Source organism: Methylocapsa sp. D3K7, assembly GCF_029855125.1.
Classification (GTDB): Bacteria; Pseudomonadota; Alphaproteobacteria; order Rhizobiales; family Beijerinckiaceae; genus Methylocapsa.
In genome coordinates this window covers 162,802-185,502 of sequence record NZ_CP123229.1, presented here as the reverse complement: position 1 = coordinate 185,502, position 22,701 = coordinate 162,802, and the positions used below count along the sequence as shown (strand labels likewise).

Below are 22,701 nucleotides of genomic sequence, written 5' to 3'. Positions count from 1 at the left end.
CGTACAATTCCTCGTCTGGCATTTCTGCCTTCCGAAGGCACGTAGTCGCGAGCCGCCGAGCCTTCCTGTGAAATAGGTCAAATCAGGTTGATGCGGCCGCAGGTCAACGAAAGCCCACCGACGCCCTCCCACCGAACGGTAGGCAAAATATCTCGTCCCTGCCACCGAACCGACGCAGGCAGGTCCGCTGTCTCGACGGGATGCCTCGGGGGTGCGCAGACCTCTGTTTGCCAAAATATTCAAACGTTGATTTGTTGAAAAAGCTGGTCGGGGCAGCAGGATTCGAACCTGCGACCTGAAGTACCCAAAACTTCCGCGCTACCAGGCTGCGCTATACCCCGCATCGGCGTGATCGGCCGTGTCTTCTCGGGCTTTCGCTATCACGCGCCCGTGCGGCGAACAAGAGCGGCAGGGCCCCAGAACCCCGCCCAGGCACTGGCAAACCGTCTTATTTGCCAAACATAGGATGACGGACACGGTCTCCAATCTTCAAATCGATCCGGGCCGCCGTCCCGGCATTGACTTCGAGAACGCCATAGGCCGGGGCACCCGAAGGAATAATTTTTGGGGACAAAGGTTCCGCGTCCTGTGCAATTCCAGATACTTTGCCGGTGCGCCCGATGAAAATCATATCGAGCGGCAAATAGGTGTTTTTCATCCACATCATGATCGGCCGTTCGATCCCGAAATCGAACAACATGCCACGGTCTTGCGGAAGATAGCGGCGGAACATGAGGCCGCGTTCGCGTTGCGGCCCGGTGCGCATGACCTCCACCGAAAATTCGTGAGATCCGCTGGCGGTATCAATCACGAGCTTTTCGAGACCGCTGTCCGGCCGCGACGGCGTATCCTCGGCCAATCCCGCTGCAGTGTTAAATATGAGGAAAGCGGCGCAAAGGACCGTGAATACTACGATTTGCCGCGCTACATTGAAAGCCTGCATGCCCGGCAATCCTAAAATAAGGCTACGCAACCGCCCACGACATTCCGGACCCTTCACGAAAATCCAGCGTGACCGCCACACATAGGACGATGCTCCCGCGGCTGCAACAGCGCTATACGTCGGGAACCACGTCAGTGCGGCACGGGTAAGACAGCATCGAGCGGCCGGACTTCGGCTGCCATAAGCCCCTTCGGTCCGTCGCCAAAGCGGACTAGCAAGCTCTCTCCGGGCCGCAATTCGGCGATGCCGTAGCGTCGCAATGTTTCCATATGGACAAATATATCTTCTGTGCCTTCTCCTTGCGTCAAAAAGCCAAATCCTCGCGAGCGGTTGAACCATTTGACGATGGCGATCTGAAAGCCGCTCGTGGGCACAACTTCAACGCGGGTGCGCGACGGCCGCCATTCGGACGGATGCACCGCGTCCGATCCGTCAAGGGAAACAATTTTAAAAACCTGCAGCCCCTTCGCCCGGCGAACCGCTTCGCAGACGATGCGGGTCCCTTCATCGGCGGATTTAAAACCATCCTTGCGCAGCGTGGCGATGTGCAGAAGAACATCGGGGGCGCCATTGTCGGGCACGATGAAACCATAGCCCTTGACGGCGTCAAACCATTTCACACGTCCGGAAATTTCAACAAGTTCAACCGCGTCGATCGCCGGCATATCGGCGGTGGTATCCAAATCGTACCGGAGCGAAACGGGATTTTTGTTGTCCAAGGTCACCCCCCGAATTCGTTAGCGTTGCAAAGACGGTCATCTGCAACGCTAACGAACCTTACGCATAAGAACTGTGTCGAATCTCCTTAGGATAACAGTCGAGCGTCAGCGCAAAAGCCCTGATTTCCAGGAAATTGTGGATGACGTTGGAAAAACCCATTTATGAGGCTTTTTTGCCACTTATTCTGGATCAGCATGATGGCCCTGGTCCGGAGTGCCGGCGCGATCGGTTCGGTGGCGTAGTGGTTTCGCAGCGCGATCGTTTGCGGCGCAGCTGCCCGGCGAACCGGACAGCCAAATGTCATTGGATTACAAACCAAACGGCTTATGTGTTATATCAATAGCGGTAATGGTCTGGCTTGAACGGCCCCGCCAGCGGAAGTCCGAGATATTCGGCTTGCGCGCTCGTAAGCTTGGTCAGCTTCACGCCAATCTTGTCGAGATGGAGGGCTGCGACCTTTTCATCGAGATGTTTTGGCAAAGTGTAGACTTTGCGATCGTAGTGGCCCTGTTTCGTCCAAAGCTCGATTTGCGCCAAGGTCTGATTGGTGAAGGAGGCCGACATCACGAAGGAGGGATGTCCCGTCGCATTGCCGAGATTGACCAGCCGCCCTTCGGACAACAGGATGATGCGCTTGCCATCGGTGAACTCGATTTCATCGACCTGCGGTTTAACATTGTGCCATTTCAAATTGCGCAAACCCGAGACCTGAATCTCGGAATCGAAATGTCCGATGTTGCAGACAATTGCGCGATCTTTCATTGCCCGCATGTGATCGAGGGTGATGACGTCCACATTGCCAGTGCAGGTCACGAAAATATCGGCGCGTGGCGCGGCGTCTTCCATGGTCGTGACTTCATAGCCTTCCATCGCCGCCTGCAAGGCGCAGATCGGATCGACTTCGGAGACCAACACCCGGCAACCGGCGTTGCGCAATGAGGCCGCCGAGCCCTTTCCGACGTCACCGAATCCGGCGATCATCGCGACCTTGCCCGCCATCATCACATCGGTGCCGCGGCGGATGCCGTCGACCAGCGATTCCCGGCAGCCGTAAAGATTGTCGAACTTCGACTTGGTGACGGAATCATTGACGTTGATCGCGGGCCAAAGAAGCTTGCCATCGCGCTCCATCAAATACAGGCGGTGAACGCCGGTCGTTGTCTCCTCGCTCACGCCCTTGATGGCTTTTCCGCATTTGCTGTACCAGCCGGGAATAAAGGCAAGCCGCTTCTTGATCGCAGCGAAAAGAACTTCTTCCTCTTCGTTACCAGCTTTATCGAGGAAAGCCGTGTCGCCCGCCTCGGCCCGCATTCCGAGGTGAATGAGCATGGTGGCGTCGCCGCCGTCGTCCAAAATGAGGTTCGGTGTGCCGCCGTCGCTCCACTCGAAGATTTTATGCGTGTAGTCCCAATAATCGACGAGGCTTTCACCCTTGATGGCGAACACTGGCGTACCGGTCGCGGCGATCGCGGCGGCGGCGTGGTCCTGGGTCGAATAAATATTGCATGAGGCCCAGCGGACATCCGCGCCAAGCGCCTTCAACGTCTCGATCAGCACGGCGGTCTGGATCGTCATATGGAGCGAGCCCGCGATCCGGGCACCCTTGAGCGGCTGGCTTTGACCATATTCCGCGCGGGTCGCCATCAGGCCGGGCATCTCGGTTTCCGCGATGGCAATTTCCTTGCGGCCCCAACCGGCGAGCCCGATATCGGCGATGGCGTAATCATGAGACGAATGAGTCATGGGATCTAGGCGCTCCAAAATGATGATTTGGCTCTATAGCAGGCCCTATTCAGGAGCGCAATAAAGATATAAGCAAGTCTTTATGTCATGAAAAGCGAGATACGCTGTTTATGTATTACTTTAAGTAAGGGGCGTTATTTTAGATTTTTCCTCCCATTTCAGGACCGGGCTTCGGGCCGCGCGGGTCTCGTCTAGACGGCTTCGCGGCGCGTGGTGGGGCGCCCCGGCGAAGCGTTCCATTGCGCCGCGCTTCGCCGCAAGCGCCAAATCCCGCAAGGTTGCGACGAAGAGATCAAGCGAGGCTTTCGATTCCGACTCGGTGGGTTCGATCAGCATCGCGCCATGCGCCACCAGAGGAAAATAGATCGTCATCGGGTGAAAGCCTTCATCGATCATCGCCTTGGCGAAATCGAGCGCCGTGAGGCCCGTGGACTTCAGCCACGCCTCATCGAACAAAACCTCATGCATGCAGGTCCTGTCGCCGAACGGTTCCGACATCAGATCTTTGAGGCCCGCACGGACATAGTTCGCGTTGAGCACCGCATCCTCGGCGGCCTGCCGCAAACCATCGGCGCCATGCGACAACATATAGGCGAAGGCCCGCACGAACATGCCCATCTGGCCGTGGAACGCCGCAATCCGGCCAAGGGCGCCGGGCGCCTCACTTGGATGCTCGAAAAGCCGCAAGCCGTCCTCTTCCCGGCACAGGAACGGCATCGGCGCGAAAGGCGCGAGCAAGGATGAGAGGACAACGGGACCCGCCCCCGGTCCGCCGCCGCCATGTGGTGTCGAGAACGTCTTATGGAGATTGATATGCATGGCATCGACGCCGAGATCGCCCGGCCGCGTCTTGCCCATGATCGCGTTGAAATTGGCGCCGTCGCAATAAAAATAGGCCCCGGCCTCATGCACCAAAGAGGCGATTTCGACAATGTCCTTTTCGAACAGCCCGCAGGTGTTGGGGTTTGTCAGCATGATGGCGGCGACGTCCGGCCCAAGTCTCTCCTTGACGGCCGCCGGATCGAGCGTGCCGTCCGGGCGTGCGGGAACCGGACGCACCTCGAACCCGGCGCCCGCTGCGGAGGCTGGGTTGGTGCCATGCGCTGACTCTGGCACGAGCACGATTTTGCGGGTTTCTCCTTCTCCCTTGGCGGCGATCGCTGCCTTGATCACCATCATGCCGCAGGCCTCGCCATGCGCGCCAGCGCGCGGCGACATGGCGACAGCGTCCATTCCGGTCAGGACCATCAGCCAGCGGGCGAGTTCGGCGATGAGTTCAAGAGCGCCCTGCACAGTGGATTGCGGCTGCAAAGGATGAATGTCAGCAAACCCAGGCAGCCGCGCCATCGCCTCGTTGAGCCGGGGATTGTGCTTCATGGTGCAGGACCCGAGCGGATAAATTCCGGCATCGATCGCGTAGTTCATGCGCGATAGCCGCACATAGTGACGCATGGTCTCCGGCTCGCTCAGGCCCGGCAGGCCTGCTGGTTCTTGGCGTTCAAGAGAGCCGAGTCGATACGCAAAGGGCGCCGGTTCGTCGAGATCGACGCCGGTATTCTCCGGGCGCCCAGTTTCAAAGATCAGCCCTTCCTCGATGTCGAGGCCGCGATTGCCGGTGAAGGTTTGCTTCTCCGGGACGGCCACCTCGATGGATTCCTTCGGCCGCATCAGCATGACAAGGCTCCTTGCAAAGCGTCCGCGAATGCCTCGCGATCAGCATCCGTGTTGGTTTCGGTTGAGGCAGCGAGAATGAGATCATCAAGCCCCCTGCCCGGCAAAAGCCGCGAAACAGGCACGCCGCCAAGCACGCCCATCTCAGCCATCCGCTCGATTGCTTGTGCGGCGTTCCCCAAAATCCTGAGCGTGAATTCGTTGAAGAACGTTTTGTTCAGCACCTGCACGCCGGGAACCGCCGCGAGCCGGTCCGCGAGATTGACTGCATGGGCGTGATTGATCCTGGCGAGACGCCGCAGGCCCGTTTCGCCAAGCAGGGTCAGGTGAATCGAAAAGGCGAGACTGGCGAGACCGGAATTGGTGCAAATGTTCGATGTCGCCTTGTCGCGCCGAATATGCTGCTCCCGCGTCGAGAGCGTCAAGACGAAGCCACGCCGCCCTGAGGCATCCACGGTCTGCCCGCAGAGGCGTCCCGGCATCTGCCGCAAATATTTTGTTTTCGTTGCGAAAAGCCCGACATAAGGCCCCCCGAAATTCAGGCGATTGCCGATCGATTGCCCTTCCCCCGCGACGATATCGGCGCCCATCGCACCGGGCGGCTGGACGAGGCCGAGCGAGACAGCCTCGGTGAACGCGCCGACAAGCAGCGCACCCTTTGTCTTACAGGCTGCCGCGATAGCGGAAAGATCACGGAGATTGCCAAAGAAATCTGGGTTTTGCACGACAACGCAGGATGTGTCCGCATCGATGAGAGAAAAAAGATCCTCAGCCGCGAAAATGTCGGGCGCAAGGACCTCCGTCTCCTCGCCCGCCATCGTCGAAACGGTGCGCACAGCCTCGGCATAGTGCGGATGCAAGCCGCCCGATAAAATGGCCTTGCTGCGTCCGGTGATCCGGCGCGCCATCGCCACGGCTTCGACCGTGGCGGTCGAGCCATCATACATGGATGCATTGGCGACATCCATCGCGGTCAAAGCCGCGACCTGGGTTTGAAACTCGAAAATCGTTTGCAACGTGCCTTGCGCAATTTCCGGCTGGTAAGGCGTGTAGCTCGTGAGGAATTCGGAGCGTTGGATCAAATGATCCACGCTCGCCGGCACATGATGTTTGTAGGCCCCTGCCCCGACGAAAAACGGCACCAAGCCCGCTGCCACATTTTTTGCCGCAAGCCCAGAGAGCAGCCGCTCCACGTCCATTTCGGTCTTGCGCGCCGGCAGATCGAGATCGTGATCGAGCCGTTTGTGGGCAGGGATATCGGCAAAAAACGTGTCGATACTCGCGACGCCGACCCGTGCCAGCATCTCGGCACGATCCTTGGCGTTCAGGGGGAGATAGCGCATCTTTGCTTGCCTCGAATGCCGATGTCTCAGGACACAGTTTTAAGAAATTCGCGATACGCATTCTCGTCCATCAGGGTGGCGAGTTCGCTCGCATTGGCGAGTTTGATTTTGACAAACCAGCCCTTGCCAGAGGGATCTTCATTGACCAGAGCAGGTGTGTCGGCGAGCGCGCTGTTGACCTCGACGACCGTGCCCGACACCGGCGCATTGACTTCGGCGGCGGCCTTGACGCTTTCGACGGTCGCGGCCTCAGTGCCTTTCGACAAACTCTTGCCGATGGGCGGCAGATCGACAAAGACAACGTCACCCAATTGGGCTTGCGCATAATCGGTAATCCCGATGATCCCCTCGTCGCCATCGACCCTTATGTATTCGTGGCTTGTCGTGTAGTGCGTGTCGGACATCAGGCTCCCCTAAAATAATGGTGCGGTACAAAAGGCATCGGCACGATTTTCGCGGCAAGCGGGTTGCCTCGGACCATCAAGGAGACTTGGGTGCCGGGTACCGCAGAAGCGGCGTCGACGTAGCCCATCGCGACCGGCCGGCCGAGGCTCGGGGCGAAGCCGCCGGAGGTTAATCGGCCAATGAGTTTGCCTTTGAGCGTCGCGATGTCCGCGCCTTCGCGCGCGGGAGCCTTGCCTTCCAGCAAAAACCCGGCACGGCGGCGTGTTGGACCTTGTTCGATCGCCCTCTTGATATGCTCATAGCCAAAGAACCCGCCTTGCTCGCGGCGGCGCTTTGAAATCGACCATAAGAGCCCCGCCTCGACCGGGCCTATGGTTCGATCGATATCATGACCATAAAGGCAGAGGCCCGCCTCAAGACGAAGCGAATCCCGCGCGCCAAGGCCAATGGCGCGGACAAACGTCTCGGCAAGTAATTTCTGCGCGAATGCTTGCGCGGCTGCCGCCGAAAGCGAAATCTCAAAACCATCTTCGCCGGTGTAGCCGGAGCGCGAGAGGGTGAGATTGATGCCGTTCCAGACAAGGCGTGTGGCCGACATAAAGGGCATGGCCAAGATACCTTCGGCCGCGGCGGAGGGAAGGTGCCGGCTCAAAACGTCCGCGGCCATTGGCCCTTGTAAAGCAAGCAGCGCGTGATCTTCGAGGATCTTCAAATCGCAGCCAGGCAGTTCGGCCGCAAGATGGGCGAAATCGGCTTTCTTGGTGGCGGCGTTGACGACCAGAAACAAACGTTGGCAACCGCCTTCGTCGGGCAGCCGGGTTACCATCAGATCATCGAGGATATGGCCTTGCGCATCGAGCAATTGCGTATAGAGCATCCGCCCAGGCGCAAGAGTTTCGATATCGCCTGGCACGAGCCTCTCCAGGCGGCACGCGGCCTTAGGCGCCGCCAGAATCGCCTGGCCCATGTGCGAGACGTCGAAAAGCCCCGCCTGCGCCCGCGTATGGAGATGCTCGCTGATGATGCCGGACGAATACTGCACCGGCATGGCGTAACCCGCAAAGCCCACCATGCGGGCGCCATGAGCGAGATGCAACTCATAAAGGGGCGTACGGGCCAAATCGCTCGCAGCAGCAGCGTCGGGGATTGCGGTTTGGCGCTCAGACATCAAAATACCCGGCAAGACAAACAGGCGGCATGAGCTCAGCGGCAGTCGCCGCCACGCTTTGCCCCCTCTGTCCTGAAACCTGAAAGATTTCCTTCGTTCGAAAGTTTGCTTCGAGCGAAGTTACCTCCTTCGGTGGATTTTCCTTCGCAGGAAAATCGCTTTCCAGAGTGTCATCCCCGAGCGGTCCGTGGGCCTGAGCGTTTCCGGGGCGGTTGCGCCTTCGGCGCCACCCCCATAACGCATGGGGATGGACTCTTCCGCTGGGGTCTTTGATCTGACCCCTTAACAGTTAGCGCGGGAAACTCTCATGTCAATGCTGCGCAACCAGGATCAGCCTCTAAACGCGGTTAATCAGAGGATAACCGCGGCGCCGCGTCCAATTCTCGGTCCCGCGCCAACAAATCATCGGCTGCCGATGCGCGCCGTATCAATGTTTGGCACTTTTGCCAGCCGGTTTCGCGGGCGGCGTGCCTTCATCGATGCCAACCTTGATCGCATAATCATCCTCGGCGTGGTCCTGGATGAATGGCACGCGGAGCGGGTCAGAGACGATCGTGAAATCCGCTTGGGTCTCGCCATTGGTGACCGTCACCGATGCGTGATAAATCTTACTCGTGACCGGCTCATTGTTTTTTTCGTGGAGGACGGCCATGCGCACCGGCACGCTAAAGCTGCCGGGGCTCCCGGCCGGACCCAGCAGCACCTTGCCCGCGACGCCGATCTTGATCGCCAGCTGGTCCCCATCGAGCGTGCATTCGCGCGCCGTATCGGTCAGCGAATATTGATATTTGAGATTGCCACTTGAGGGGGGAGTTCCATTGTAGGCCTGGCTTGCGGCCGTGCCTTCGAGAATAAGGACTTGCGGGCAGAAGATATGATGCACCTGCGTCCCCGCCGCCGCCGGCGTGTCGTTGCTCTTGAAACCGAGCAAGTTTCCCAGTTTCGAGCCGCCCGCCTCGGGCGCATCGAAATTGCCGAGATGGCCGCCGCAGCCGGCAACCGCCAAAAGCGCGGCCGCGCCGAGAAGCGGCACCGTCATGCGGAGTCCCCGATTCAATTTACGCTCTGAACTACGGCAACGCATCGAAACCTTCCTTAAATCCAGCGATGGTGAGAGGGATGCCGATTCCCTCTTCGGGAGTTTGAAAAATGATGAAGGTGGCCTTTTGGCCGCTCTTCATTTGCCCGATCAATTTGTCTTCCATGACAACCTCGGCAACGCATCCGGTCGGCAGGCAGCGCACGAAGCCGGCGCGGCCGACATCGGCATCGTCGATCTTGAGCCCCAGCCCGGACGGCAGCAGCACACCGAGCGGCGCGATCACCCGCAACAGGTAGCTTTTTCCATCCGCGGTCCGAAGAACGATGACGACAAGGTTTATGTTGGGTTTGTCCTCGGCGGCGACGCTTTGCAAAAGAGCGCATTGCTCCTTGGCGGCACCGGGCGGTGTCTCGCAACGCAGTTCCCAATCGCCGTGCTTGGATTTCACGACGCCTTGGCACATGGCTCCAGACACATTCGCCAACAGCCAACAGGCGGCAAGCGCACCCCCCCAAAAGTGCAGCATAAGAAACCTAGTATTCATTGAGCCCCTCGTCCGTGTCACGGAATGTTCCTGTCTGGTAACCCATTAAGCCGCCAGTCGCCCGATTCGTTTTTGGGACGCAGGATAGCAATGCTTGAGTTTAGTGCGCGCGGTTCTTGTTGTGAACTGCCACACGGCTTTTGTGTGGTGTTGCCCACCAGCACGCGGAGGAGACGGACGCTTCCCTTGAAGCAGGCGGAGGAAAGGGCGTAAAGTCCTTTTGAAGGTTCTTGGTGTGTTCGAATTTGCGGTGATGGAGAAGCGGGCGCCGATGCCGTGCTGGCGTGCCTTCGTTTCATCCGGCCCAGCGTTTGCAAGTGGTTCCCCTAGAATCGCATCGAAACTCGGGTGTGGCAAAAAAGCGGGATCAATCAGGTATCATAAGATTTTGTTAGACGACCAATCGATAGGTTTCTTGCCGGCAGCTGCGGCGGCGGCGAGTTCGCGGCGAAGATGAGAAATGTAGGGTCGCGCATGATGGTTGATCGTGCATCCAAGGGTGACATGCGGCATTTCGTCGTCCTGCCGTTCCAACGTTTGTCATTCGAGCGAATGAACCATTTACTTCCTAGTTTGAACATTCAATCATCATTTTATCTAGCCCTGAGCGAATTAGGGTTACGCTGTGCCATCTTGGAATATGATAAAATTCAGCAGATAATTATAATTAAAACACGGTTCCCGTCCATCATCTATAGCTCATTTGGGCATACAAAATGTTTCAATTCTAAAGTATCATCCACAAACATAAGATAACATCTATTAGTCGGCAGCCGGGTTCTGGGATGGTGTGATGCGCGGTGACTCTATCGACAACGTGCTCCAAAGTTTTCACATATCGGTGACTCAAAAACCAAATGCTATTGCCGTCCGAAGCGCTACTCATTGCTTAAGCTATGCTGAACTCGACGCCCAATCCGATGCGCTCTGCGACCGGCTTGCCATGGCCGGGGTCGGGAGAAGCAGGCTAGCCGGTATCCTCCTTGACCGCTCTGTGCCGGTCATCATCTCCTTCCTGGCGGCGCTGAAAGCCGGCGGGGCCTTTGTGCCGCTCGATCCAGCCAGTCCGCCGCAAACCATTCTCGATATCGCCCTGCGGCACAAAATGGCGTGCGTCATTTCGAATGGCGCGACGCTGCGGCGCTTCCCGGAACTCGCCGCGGCGGCAGCGGTGATCGATGTCGATGTCCCGCCACCTGCGGAGATAACACGGCCGCCAGTGGAATCCGTCAAAGTTTCTGGCGCCGATGCGGCCTGCGTCATGTTCACCTCTGGCTCGACCGGGGAGCCAAAAGGCGTCGTTATTCCGCACCGTGCGATTGTCCGGCTTGTCAAAAATCCCGGCTATATGCAGTTTTCGGACGATCAAATTTTTCTTCAATCTTCGCCATTGGGATTCGATGCGTCGATTTTCGAAATCTGGGGCGCGCTTCTCAATGGAGCCGAACTGGTTATTCCTGAAGCTGGTTTGTTGAGCCTCAACACGATCGCCTCCGCAATCGAGGCGCATGGCGTTACCACTCTGTTTCTGACCAGCGGCCTCTTCAACTTGATGATTGATCAGCGTCCCGAACCCCTTCGCAAACTTCGGTACTTGGTCTCGGGAGGCGACATAATGTCTCCGTCGCATGTTGCCAAGGCGGCAAAGCTGCTGACGTCTGGCCATTTCATCTCGGTGTACGGGCCAACCGAGAATACGACCTTCACGACCACCTATACTGCGCCTCCAGATTTGCCGGAGGATGAACCGGTCCCAGTCGGCTGGCCAGTCGCGGACACCGTTTTGCACATCCTTGATGACGCCATGCGGCCGGTCCCCGAAGGCTCGGCGGGACAGCTTTATGTCGGCGGCGCGGGGCTGGCACTTGGCTATCTGAATGCTCCCGATCTCACCGAACGAAAGTTCATCCAAGACCCCGACTCGCACGATCCGATGCAACGACTCTATCTCACCGGTGATCTTGTCCGGCGCGACGAGACCGGCTTGTTGCATTTCATCGGCCGCATCGACAATCAGTTAAAAGTTAACGGCCGCCGGATTGAACCCGAACATGTGGAAACCGTGCTCCGGCGGCACCTCCCTGTTACCGACATCGCCGTCGTTGGTTGCGCCCTGTCGGATGCCACCAAGCATCTTGTCGCCTTTGTCATTCCGCTGCCGGGCACGCGAATTGAAAACACCGCCTTCCGTGACGCAGCGGCAAACAATTTGCCCCAGCACATGATCCCGGCGCGGCTGCAGATCATCGATGAATTTCCGCTGACCCGGACCGGCAAAATCGACCGGCTCGCGCTGAGCCGTCTGGCCGCCACAGAGAGAGTCCAAAAATCCTTGAACCCGCATTATGCCACGCCGGTCGAAGCCACGCTGGCGGAGCTCTGGCGCCGTCATCTTCGCCTGGAAACGATCGATATTGATCAAAATTTTTTCGATCTCGGCGGCACCTCTCTTCAGCTACTTGGGGTTCATAACGAGCTTGAACAGCTTTTTCCAGGTCAACTGTCGATCCAGGATTTGTTCGATCTGCCGACGATCCGGCTCCTCCACGCCCGGCTTTCGGGGGCACAAACAAAGGATGTCACCAGCGGTGCGGCAGCCCAAGCGGCCCTGCAGCGGCGGGCCCGCCAGAACCGCGTCCCTTCGCCAGCGGTTCGCGCTTCCTTGGCAAGAGGTGACTGATGTTTGCCGATGATATGGTCCCCGCCATCGCTGTCATCGGGATGGCCGGCCGCTTCCCCGGCGCGCCGACCCTTGACAGATTCTGGGACAATCTCCAGCGCGGTGTGGAATCCATCACTCATTTTTCGCCGGGGGATCTGGAAGACGCTTTCGGACGCTCGGTGCAGAGCCAAGCTGGCTATGTGTGCGCGAGGTCGATGCTGGAAAACGTCGAAGATTTCGACGCGGGTTTTTTCAATTTTCTTCCAAAAGAAGCGGAACTGACGGACCCGCAGCAAAGGTTGTTTCTCGAAATCGCCTGGGAGGCGCTTGAGAGCGCTGGCTATGATCCAGGAGCCTTTCCTGGCGAGATCGCGGTTTATGCCGGAAGCAGCATCGATACCTATTTACTGTATCATTTGCTGGCCGATCGTCGGCGTCTCGAAGTTTTTACAGGAAGTTATCAGGTCGGGGAATTTTCGACATTGGTCGGAAACAGTCCCGATTTCATCGCGACGCGAACCGCTTACAAGCTCGATCTCCGGGGCCCGGCATTCACCGTGCAATCCGCGTGTTCCACCTCGCTGCTTGCCGTCGCCGAGGCATGCCAATGCCTCCTCGATTATCGCGCCGATATGGCGCTGGCGGGCGGCGTCTCGATCACTTTTCCGCAAAAGCGAGGCTATCTCTACCAAGACGGCGGTATGGTCTCGCCGGACGGGCATTGTCGCAGCTTCGATGCCAACGCCGCCGGAACGGTGTTCGGCAGCGGCGCCGGCGTCGTCTTGTTGAAACGGCTGGATGCTGCCTTGGCCGACGGCGATCCGATCCGCGCGGTTATTCGCGGCAGCGCGGTCAACAACGATGGGGCGAGGAAGGTCGGCTACACGGCGCCGAGCAGCGACGGTCAGGCAAAAGTTGTTGCGCTCGCGCAGGCTGTCGCGGGTGTGACCGCCGATGCCATTTCCTATGTCGAGTGCCATGGCACCGCGACGCCGCTCGGCGATCCCATCGAGGTCAGTGGTCTGACCAAGGCGTTCCGGGCGACCACGGATCGCAAGGGATTTTGCGCGATCGGCACGGTGAAGACCAATATTGGTCATTTGGATATCGCCGCGGGCGTCACTGGGCTGATCAAGACCATTCTTTCCCTAGAACATGAGATTTTGCCTGCAACCCTCCATTTTAAAAAGCCAAATCCGAAACTTGATCTTGAGAACAGTCCTTTTTTCGTCAACCCGGAGCTGACGGCTTGGCCGCGCGGAGAAAAGCCCCGCATCGCCGGAGTCAATGCCGCGGGCGTTGGCGGCACCAATGTTCACGTGATTGTTGAAGAAGCGCCTGTGCTCGCCTCTCCGGTCATCACCGCAGATACCGAAGCGCCGCAACTCATCATATTGTCCGCCCGCGATGACACCGCTTTGGCGCAGGCGCGTACCCGCCTTGCCACGCATGTCGAAACACATCCCAGCCAAAGCCTCGGCGACATCGCGTTCACCTTGCAAACAGGCCGCCGCGCGTTCGGACAGCGCTTTGCCACGGTCGCCAAGGACAGCGGTGAGCTGCTCAACAGACTCGGCGACCAAACCAAAACGGTGACAGCCGCCGGGTCGCCGCCGAAGCTGGCGTTCCTGTTCCCGGGTCAAGGCGCCCAATATGGCGGAATGGGTCAGGCGCTTTACCGGCGATACCCGGTCGTCGCCCAAACGATCGACCAATGCGCGGAAATTCTGGAACCCTTGCTCGGCCTCGATTTGCGCAATGTCCTTTATGGCGACCCTGCGGAGGCTGGGCCGCGACTCCAGGCGACGGCTCTCGCGCAACCGGCTTTGTTCAGCGTGAGCCTTTCCGTCGCCGCGCTGTGGCGCAGCCTTGGAATTGAGCCTGCCGCAATGCTTGGTCACAGCATCGGCGAATTTGTCGCGGCGGTTCTCGCCGGGGTGATGCAGCTTGAGGATGCCTTGCGGGTGGTCGCCGCGCGCGGCGCCTTGATGCAGGGGCTGCCCGAAGGAGGGATGCTCGCCGTCAAGCTGCCGGAAGCCGAATTGCTGGCAACTTTGCCAGCCGACCTCTCGATCGCGGCCGTCAATGCCGAGGCCGTCTGCGTCGTTGCCGGGCCGCACGCGGCGATTGCTGCATTTGAAGAACGTCTTAATACGCGCGGAGTCCACGCGCGGCGCTTGCGGACGTCGCATGCCTTTCATTCGGCGATGGTCGATCCGGTGATCGAACCGCTATCAGACATTCTGCGGCAGATACCCCTCAGTGCGCCGCGCATTCCCTATGTCTCCAGCATGTCGGGCCGCTGGATAACCGCCGAGCAGGCGACGGACCCGCTGTATTGGGCGCGTCATTGCCGCGAAACGGTCCGCTACGCGGCGGCGCTCGCGAGCCTTTTTGAAACCGACTCTCCGATTTTGGTGGAAACCGGGCCGGGCCGGACTCTGACGAGCCTCGCCCGCCAAAACCAAGCTTCGCGGGCCGCGCCTTTGATCATAGCATCGCTGCCAGATCCCGCCGAGACAGGCGAAGCGGACGCGGTGTTCCTCGAAGCGCTTGGACGCTTATGGGCCGCCGGAGTGGCGCCGGAGTGGCGTGGTCTGTACGATGGCACACACCAGAGGCGTATCGTCCTGCCTACCTATCCGTTCCAGCGCAAACGCTATTTTGTGGATGCCCCAAGCGCCAGCCCGGTTACGGAAGCGGTCACTCCAGAAGGAAATCACAGCAGCGCCATGGCGAATGAAACATTGCAGCCTGCTCCCGCCGCCCGAACGGGGCAACAGACCGAGTTGCCGGACCGGCTGGCGGCCATCCGGACCGAACTCGCGGCACTGCTGGAAAATCTTTCCGGCATCGATGTAGCCAGCGCGGCAAAGGGAACAAGTTTTCTCGAACTCGGATTCGACTCTTTGTTCCTCACGCAGGCGAGCCAAGCCATCAAGACCAAATTCAAAGTTGCCGTGAGCTTTCGCCAAATGATGGGCGAGCTTGCCTCGCTCGATGCCGTGGCCGAGCATTTGAATCGCACGGCGGAAGATTTTGTCGTCGAGGCCGCGCCGGTGGCGCGGAGTCCGAGCGAGGCCACCTCCGCCACGCTTTCTCCTTCCAACCCCGCGATCTCCGCACTGTCCGGGTCTGGACAAGGAATCGAGCACGTCATGGCGGCGCAGCTTGCCAGCATGACGGACCTGATCAACCGCCAGCTCGAAACCTTGCGGCAGCTTAGCGGCGCCGCGCCTTCGAGCGGGCCCCCCATTTCGGTGCCGCCCGTGAGGGTGCCGGCATCAGTGCCCGTTCCGGACAAACCGGCTCTCGAAAAAAAGCCGGTCGAAGCCTTCGGCCCCTTCAAGCCGTTCGCGCAAACGAGCGAGGCTGGTCTCGACGCCGGGCAACGCAAATTCCTCGCCGATCTGATCGAGCGCTACACGGAGCGCACGCGCCGTTCCAAGGAAATGACCCAGGCTTCGCGCGCCGTCCTGGCCGATCCCCGGGTCGCCGCCGGATTTCATCCCGAATGGAAGGAAATCGTCTATCCGCTCGTCACCGTCCGTTCCGAGGGCTCGAAGCTCTGGGACGCCGATGGCAACGTCTATATCGACCTGTTGAATGGCTTTGGCCCGACCGCCTTTGGTCACACGCCGGATTTTGTTCGCAATGCCTTGATCGAGCAAATCCATCAGGGCTTCGAATTGGGGCCGCAAACACCGCTTGCGGGCGAGGTCGCAAAACTATTTTGCGACATCACGGGCAATGAGCGGATGACATTTTGCAATACCGGCTCAGAAGCCGTCATGGCCGCCATGCGCATCGCGCGAACGGTCACCGGACGCAACCGAATCGTTTATTTCGCGGGCGATTATCACGGCCAATTCGACGAAGTTCTGGCGCGCGGTGCTATGCGCGATGGCGTGACCCGCGTGTTTCCGATCGCTCCTGGCATTCCGGCCGAGTCCATCGCCAACATTTCTATCCTGGAATATGGCACGGCCGAGAGCCTGGCATGGCTCGAACGGCACGCCGATGAATTGGCGGCGGTCATGGTGGAGCCCGTGCAGAGCCGGCGGCCGGGCTTCCAGCCTCGGGAATTTTTGCAGGCTCTGCGTGAACTGACCGCGAAAGCCGGGACTGCCTTGATTTTTGATGAGATCGTCACGGGGTTCCGGGTTCATCCGGGCGGCGCCCAAGCCCTGTTTGGTATCCGCGCCGATCTTGTGACTTATGGCAAGGTGGTGGGCGGCGGCATGCCCATCGGCATCCTTGCCGGCAAGGCTGCGTTTATGGACGCGCTCGATGGTGGATTCTGGCAATATGGCGATGACTCCTATCCCGCTGCCGGCGTGACCTTTTTCGCTGGCACCTTCGTGCGCCATCCGCTCGCGCTTGCCGCCACCGCCGCGGTTTTGAAGCATGTACAAGCGGCGGGACCAAGCCTTCAGGAACGCTTGTCCGAACGGACAGCAGCTCTCGTCGAGCAAATCAACGATGTGTTCGAGCGGCATGATGTGCCGACCGAGATTCATAACTTCGGGTCGATCTTTTTCCTCAAATTCCCCCCCGAATTGCATTTCGCGTCGCTCTTTTATTATTTGATGCGCGAACATGGCATCCATATCCAGGAAGGCTTCCCCTGCTTCTTGACGACGGCCCATGACGATGAAGATCTCGCGAAAATTGTCGCGGCTTTTGACGTGGCATCCGCGCAAATGGCGCAGGCAGGTCTGTTTGGCCGGCCGGCGGATGGAAGCAGCGAGCGTGAAGTCCAGCTCACCGAAAGCCAAATGGAAATCTGGCTGAGCGCCCAGCTCGGCGACGCGGCGTCTTGCGCTTTCAATGAATCGATCACTCTTGATTTGCGTGGCAAGCTCGACACGCAGGCGTTGCGCAAAGCCGCGCGCGATCTCGTTCAGCGCCACGAAGCCTTGCGTATTCGTTTCGCAGCGGCGGGCACGAGATTTAAGGTCGCGCCAAAGGCATCGCTGAACTTCACGATTGAAACCAGCGATGAAACGAAACCTCTCGAGTCGCATCTCGCGGAGCTCATTGAACATGAGGCTTCGACGCCTTTCGATCTGGTCCATGGGCCGCTCATCCGCTTCACCTTGCTGGCGGATGTAAGCGCGGACCATCACAAGCTGGTGATCACCGCCCATCATATCGTTTGCGATGGTTGGTCGATGAACATCCTGATGGAGGAGTTGGGGGCCCTTTATTCCGCTCGCCGCAACGGAACTGCAGCCCATTTGCCGGAACCGCATGGCTTCGCCGATTACGCGGCGCGGCATGGGGCAGTTCAGGCAGAGGCGGAAACCTATTGGCTGCAGCAATTCGCGCAGCCGCCGGAGCCGTTGGCGCTGCCGCTCGATCGCGCCCGCCCGATGCTCAAAAGTTTCCGTGGCGATACGCTGCGCGGGACCATCGACAATCCCTTGTACGAACGTGTCAAGCAGGCCGCGGCCCGCAAAGGCTGCACTTTGTTCGCGGTGCTTTTGAGCGCCTATCAGCTGCTGCTTGCCCGTCTAAGTGGGCAAAACGACATCGTGGCGGGAATTCCGACGGCCGGCCAGAGTTTGCATGGCGACGGGCCTCTTGTCGGTCATTGCGTCAACTTCCTGCCGCTGCGGAGCCAATTCTCCGAAGGTGCCAGCTTCCTCGAAGCCGCGCGCAAAACCCAACAGCTGCTTCTCGATGCGTCCGACCATCAAAGTTATACCTTCGGCTCCCTCGTCCGGGCGCTCGACATGCCGCGCGAGCTCAACCGGCTTCCGTTGATCGAAGCACAGTTCAATTTGGAACGGCTCGTGCAAAATCTTCATTTCGAGGGTCTTACGGTCGCGAGCGATGCCAACCCAAAGCGGTTTGTCAATTTCGATCTGTTTTTCAATGTCATGGCCGAAGACAACCGGCTGGTGATCGATTGCGACTACAGCACCGACCTGTTTGATGCGGCGACGATCCGCAGATGGATCGGCCATTACCAGACGCTGCTCGAAGCCATCGCCGGCGATATGGAGCGGGACGCGTTGCGGCTGCCCCTCTTGAAACCGGCGGAGGAACAGTCGTTGCACGCGGGCTTTGAGGGGCCGGTTGTTCCCATCCCCGATCTCACCATTCATGAGTTGGTGGAACTTCAGGCAAACGCTACTCCTGATGCCATCGCGATCCGTTTCGAAAACGCAACCATTAGCTATCGTCAGCTCATGGCACGGGTGAATGTGTTGGCCCGACGCCTGATGGCCGCAGGCGTCGCGCAGGAGACTCCGGTCGCGATTTATCTCGACCGCTCGGTGGACTATGTCGTCGCGATGCTCGCCGTCCTTAAGGCTGGCGGCGCCTATGTCCCGCTCGATCCGATTTATCCGCCTGCTCGCATCAGCGCGATCATCCGCGAGGCCGACGCGAGTATCGCCATAACAACGGCGGCGCTCGGCGACGCACTCAAGATGGCGGTTTCCGTTTGTCTCCATGTCGAGGAAAGCGGCGCCGGAGTTGCGGAAGAGACATCGCGCGGCCTACCGCGCGTGCATCCGACAGATCTCGCCTATCGCATCTTCACGTCCGGTTCCACGGGCCGCCCGAAGGGCATCGATATCGAGCATCGCTCGGTTGTGAACCTGCTCACTGCGATGCGGCAAACCCCTGGCATCGGTGCGTCCGATATTTTCCTCGCCGTGACGACGCCATGCTTCGATATCGCGGCCCTCGAACTCTTCTTGCCGTTGATCTCCGGTGCGCAACTTGTCATCGCAAGCCGGGCCGACCTCATGGATCCTTTCCGACTGGTTGCGCTGATCCGCCGATCCGCGACGACCATGATGCAGGCCACCCCTGCTCTATGGCGGGTCTTGCTTGAAACGGGGCTCGATCCGGCTAGTCTAAAAATCCTTTGCGGCGGCGAGGCGCTCGACCAAAAACTCGCGCAAGATCTCAGACGCGGCGACGTTTGGAACATGTACGGCCCTACCGAAACGACGATCTGGTCGCTTGCTCAAAGGCAGGGTGCTGGGCCTATTGATTTTGGCCGGCCTATCGCGAACACCCAAATGACCATCCTCGACGCGGTGGGCAATACAGCGCCGGTCGGCGTGCCGGGTGAATTGTGCATTTCCGGCGCGGGGCTTGCCCGGGGGTATTACAAAAATCAGGCGCTCACCGCGCAAAATTTTCCGCAAAATCCGCGTGGCAGCACGAACGAGCGACTGTACCGCACCGGGGACCGCGCCCGCTACCTCGCGGAGGATCGCTTTGAATTGCTCGGCCGTGCCGACAGCCAAATCAAATTGCGCGGATTCCGTGTCGAACTTGGTGATGTCGAAACTGCGTTGCGGCGCGTCTCTGGCCGGCCGGATGCAGCGGCTGCTGTCCATGATGGCGATCTCATCGGCTACGTTGCCGACCCCGAAGGCACACTCGAGCCGATCATCGAACTGCGCACCAGACTGCGAGAGGAATTACCAGACTATATGGTCCCCGCGCAGATTCTGTGTCTTGAATCTCTTCCCCGCACCCAGAACGGCAAGATCGACCGCAAGGCTCTCCCGGCGCCCCAATCCGGGCGCGCGGAGGAACGGCTGATCGTGGCGCCGCGGACCCCGGTTGAAGTCAAGCTCGCAGCTCTTTGGGCGGATGTCCTGCGGACAGGCAATGTCGGGATTCACGACAATCTGTTTGCGCTTGGCGCCGATTCCATCGATCTTTTCCGGATCGCGGCGCGGATGCGGGAAGCCGGCTTCCATCTTGATGCTTCCGATCTCATGCGCCATCCAACGGTCGCCGAACTGGCGATAGCCGCGGATAAGCAGCCCGCGGAGTCTCCACTCACGGCAAGTATACCTTCCCTGCAAAGTTTCCGGCGCCGGGCCGGCCGGAGTCCCGCATGACGGCCTCCAAAGGCATCGATGACGCGCTGGACTCAGCGGAGCATAGCAGCGGGGAACTGCAATTCCCGTGTTCAGCATCGCAGCAGCGGTGCTGGTTCATCCAGGCGCTCAATCCAGACAGTACGGTTCTCAACGTCGCCTTGCGGTGGGAGATCAAGGGCCAGTTCTCCGCAGCGACGATCGAGCAGGTGTTTCAGACGATCGTCGACAGGCACGAGATCTTGCGTACGACCTTCGTCGTGGAAGATGGTGTGCCCATGCAAAAGGTCGCCGAACGCTATGGCTTCAGGCTATCGATTGTCGACCTCACCTTCAGACCTGAGGCGGAGCGTCTCGACCAAGCCATCGCGCTTGGCGCCCTTGAAGCACGCAAGCCATTTGATCTTTCGCAATTGCCTCTGCTCCGGGTGACCTTGCTGCGCCTGTCGGCTGATCACGCTGTCTTGCTGGTCACGGTGCATCAGATCGCCTTCGACGGCTGGTCCATTCGCAACCTCGCTCATGAATTCGGCACGATCGCCGCTGCACTCGATGCCAATCGTCCTCATGGACTTCCCGAGCTGCCTCTTCAATATGGCGATTACTGTCTCTGGCAAAAGGAATATCTCGCGAGCGCCAGCTTTGAAACGGAAAGGATTTACTGGAAAAACAAGCTGGCGGGTGCGCCATATTTTGAAATTTGTCCAGACCGCGATCGTCCCTCTCAGCCAAGCAATGCGGGAGAAATTCTCGCCATCATGATGCCTGCGTCAATCGGCGACAGATTGGATGAGACGGCGCGCAAGCACAATCTTACCTTGTTCAGTTTCGCCTGCGCGGTGACCGCCGCGATGCTGCACCGCTTCAGCGGAAGCAATGATGTCATATTCGGGACTCAGATCGCCGGGCGGGACGATCCAGATCTTGAGAACATGATCGGCGTGTTCCTCAACAATCTGGTTTTGAGGTGCGATGCGTCCGGAGATCCGTCCTTTGAGGCTTTTCTCGCCCGGGTGAACGGAACAATTCAGGACGCAGTGATCCATCAGCGCATGCCGTTCCACCGGCTCGTCGAGGTTCTCAATCCCCCGCGCGATCCCAGACGCACACCGCTGATCTGTATCGATTTCAATGTTCTGCGCGACGTCATGGACCACAAGAGGTACGCCGCCTTTGAGCTGATAGGACAACCGTCTTTGTCGGCGGGCTCACTTTACGACCTTAATTTTTTCCTGGTCCATTGGCCAAGCGGCTGGCGGCTCGCAGTGGAATTCAATACCGATCTCTATGACCGGCGGACCGTCGAGGGCATGCTTGAATTGCTGGTAAAAGCCTTCGAACTTGCCATTTCCAATCCAATGGCAAATTTGTCCGAGTTGGTCCCGCCCGTTCGCGATAAGATTGCATCACCAGCGGCCGCTGGCGCGTTGACCAAGACAGCGGTCTCCCTTCCAGCGCCGAAGGCGGTGTCCAGCCCAGAGCCAAACGCCACGGAAATGAAGATGATCGAGGTTTGGCGGGAAATCCTTCAGGTTTCAAACGTCGGTCTTGCATCGAATTTTTTTGAACTCGGCGGACATTCGCTCCTGGCTATGCGGCTCGTCGCCAAGGTCGCGCGCGTCTTTGACGTCAAGATCAATGTCATGACGCTTTTTCAAGCGCCGACCGTGCGGGAACTCGCGGCCTGCGTGACGAGGACCGAAACGGTGCTCGAACCTTGGAAGATCGTCCCCATTCAGCCGCTCGGCGAGAAAACGCCGGTCATCGCGATCAACAATACGATGGTCTATTACAATCTCGCACGAATTATCGGAACCGACCGACAGTTCATTGGGATTCAGCTGTTCGATCCCAGTAATCCCCGAGAATTGCCGAGCCGCAATCTGGAAGACATCGCGGCGGACTATGTGCGCCTTATTCGCGAAGCACGGCCGCATGGCCCCTATATTCTAGTTGGACTATGCGTTGCTGGAGTCATCGCTTATGAGGTCGCGCGTCAATTGCGGCAGGCCGGCGAGACGGTTGCGTTTGTTGTGCTGGCCGATAGCTGGGCGCCCGGCTATCTGAAGCGCCTCCCATTGGGCCGGCGGCTGCTTTTCCGTCTGAGCTATGCGAGTCACGTGCTTAAGCACCGGCTTGCTTTGATCTGGCGCGGTCAGCTCTCTGTCGGGGACGCTCTTGCCTCTTATCGTCTCGTGCGCGCCAGCAAGATTCTAAACGTATTGGCCGCATTGCGCTTGATCGGCGATCCTTCGCAGCTGGGCAAGGAGGACTGGGCAAACCGGTGGTTCTTGCCAATGGTTGAAGCGGCCCGTGACAATTACGTGGCACAGGAATCCTCTGGCGACGTCATTATCTTTCAAAGCGATGAAATGGTCACCAAATTTGTCGATCCAAATTTGGGCTGGTCGACGCTGATCAAAGGCCATCCGCGGCTTTACCGGATTCCCGGCTGGCATACGGATATGTTCCAAGATGTAGGCGCCGCCTTGGTCGCGCGGCAACTGCGGCCCTTGCTCGACCGAGTGGATAACGAGCGCAATCAAACGGCCGCGACCGGAACCGCATCGATTTAACCAATGCCATTCTTTGGTTCCCTCGATT

The 22,701-nt window shown here is 59.0% G+C and carries 13 protein-coding genes, 1 tRNA gene and 2 riboswitches; of the genes, 3 read left to right on the top strand and 11 right to left on the bottom strand.

Annotated elements, in window-relative coordinates:
- Positions 1–264: 264 nt before the first annotated feature.
- The 11 genes from QEV83_RS00775 to QEV83_RS00725 all read right to left on the bottom strand — a co-directional run bounded on the left by QEV83_RS00775 (position 265) and on the right by QEV83_RS00725 (position 10,092).
- A tRNA-Pro gene (locus tag QEV83_RS00775) sits at positions 265–341 on the bottom strand.
- 107 nt (positions 342–448) lie between these two features.
- Positions 449–943, bottom strand: coding sequence for a DUF192 domain-containing protein (locus QEV83_RS00770; RefSeq protein ID WP_280129416.1), 495 nt, complete (start codon positions 941–943; stop codon positions 449–451).
- A 131-nt stretch (positions 944–1,074) separates the two neighbouring features.
- Positions 1,075–1,608 (bottom strand): cold-shock protein, encoded by a 534-nt coding sequence (locus tag QEV83_RS00765; protein ID WP_280130935.1) that lies wholly within the window; start codon positions 1,606–1,608, stop codon positions 1,075–1,077.
- Between the two features lie 391 nt (positions 1,609–1,999).
- Positions 2,000–3,406 carry an adenosylhomocysteinase gene (gene ahcY, locus QEV83_RS00760; protein WP_280129415.1) on the bottom strand — a complete coding sequence of 469 codons (1,407 nt, stop codon included), beginning with the start codon at positions 3,404–3,406 and terminating at the stop codon, positions 2,000–2,002.
- Positions 3,407–3,526: 120 nt separating this feature from the next.
- Positions 3,527–5,080: an aminomethyl-transferring glycine dehydrogenase subunit GcvPB gene (gene gcvPB / locus QEV83_RS00755; protein WP_280129414.1), complete on the bottom strand. Its 1,554-nt coding sequence runs from the start codon at positions 5,078–5,080 to the stop codon at positions 3,527–3,529.
- Positions 5,074–6,420 (bottom strand): aminomethyl-transferring glycine dehydrogenase subunit GcvPA, encoded by a 1,347-nt coding sequence (gene gcvPA, locus QEV83_RS00750; RefSeq protein WP_280129413.1) that lies wholly within the window; start codon positions 6,418–6,420, stop codon positions 5,074–5,076. Before gcvPA ends, gcvPB begins: the two co-directional genes overlap by 7 nt.
- Before the next feature lie 26 nt (positions 6,421–6,446).
- Positions 6,447–6,824 (bottom strand): glycine cleavage system protein GcvH, encoded by a 378-nt coding sequence (gcvH, locus tag QEV83_RS00745; RefSeq protein ID WP_280129412.1) that lies wholly within the window; start codon positions 6,822–6,824, stop codon positions 6,447–6,449.
- The gene (gcvT, locus tag QEV83_RS00740) at positions 6,824–7,993 is read right to left on the bottom strand and encodes a glycine cleavage system aminomethyltransferase GcvT (RefSeq protein ID WP_280129411.1); all 1,170 of its coding nucleotides are present in this window, start codon (positions 7,991–7,993) and stop codon (positions 6,824–6,826) included. Before gcvT ends, gcvH begins: the two co-directional genes overlap by 1 nt.
- Before the next feature lie 63 nt (positions 7,994–8,056).
- A riboswitch (glycine riboswitch) is annotated at positions 8,057–8,163 on the bottom strand.
- Between the two features lies 1 nt (position 8,164).
- A riboswitch (glycine riboswitch) is annotated at positions 8,165–8,263 on the bottom strand.
- Between the two features lie 157 nt (positions 8,264–8,420).
- Positions 8,421–9,032 carry a hypothetical protein gene (locus QEV83_RS00735; RefSeq protein ID WP_280129410.1) on the bottom strand — a complete coding sequence of 204 codons (612 nt, stop codon included), beginning with the start codon at positions 9,030–9,032 and terminating at the stop codon, positions 8,421–8,423.
- A 31-nt stretch (positions 9,033–9,063) separates the two neighbouring features.
- Positions 9,064–9,561: an invasion associated locus B family protein gene (locus QEV83_RS00730; RefSeq protein WP_280131162.1), complete on the bottom strand. Its 498-nt coding sequence runs from the start codon at positions 9,559–9,561 to the stop codon at positions 9,064–9,066.
- Positions 9,562–9,957: 396 nt separating this feature from the next.
- Positions 9,958–10,092 carry a hypothetical protein gene (locus QEV83_RS00725; RefSeq protein ID WP_280129409.1) on the bottom strand — a complete coding sequence of 45 codons (135 nt, stop codon included), beginning with the start codon at positions 10,090–10,092 and terminating at the stop codon, positions 9,958–9,960.
- A 280-nt stretch (positions 10,093–10,372) separates the two neighbouring features.
- On the opposite strand from QEV83_RS00725, the gene QEV83_RS00720 reads away from it, so the two are divergent.
- Genes QEV83_RS00720 through QEV83_RS00710 form a run of 3 tightly spaced genes read left to right on the top strand, consistent with a single transcriptional unit; the run spans position 10,373 to position 22,673 of the window.
- Positions 10,373–12,259: a non-ribosomal peptide synthetase gene (locus QEV83_RS00720; RefSeq protein ID WP_280129408.1), complete on the top strand. Its 1,887-nt coding sequence runs from the start codon at positions 10,373–10,375 to the stop codon at positions 12,257–12,259.
- On the top strand, positions 12,259–20,118 hold the full coding sequence (locus tag QEV83_RS00715; protein WP_280129407.1) for a non-ribosomal peptide synthetase/type I polyketide synthase: 7,860 nt from the start codon (positions 12,259–12,261) through the stop codon (positions 20,116–20,118). The genes QEV83_RS00720 and QEV83_RS00715 overlap by 1 nt, the downstream gene beginning before the upstream one ends.
- On the top strand, positions 20,115–22,673 hold the full coding sequence (locus QEV83_RS00710) for a condensation domain-containing protein (protein ID WP_280129406.1): 2,559 nt from the start codon (positions 20,115–20,117) through the stop codon (positions 22,671–22,673). The genes QEV83_RS00715 and QEV83_RS00710 overlap by 4 nt, the downstream gene beginning before the upstream one ends.
- The last annotated feature ends 28 nt before the right edge of the window (positions 22,674–22,701 follow it).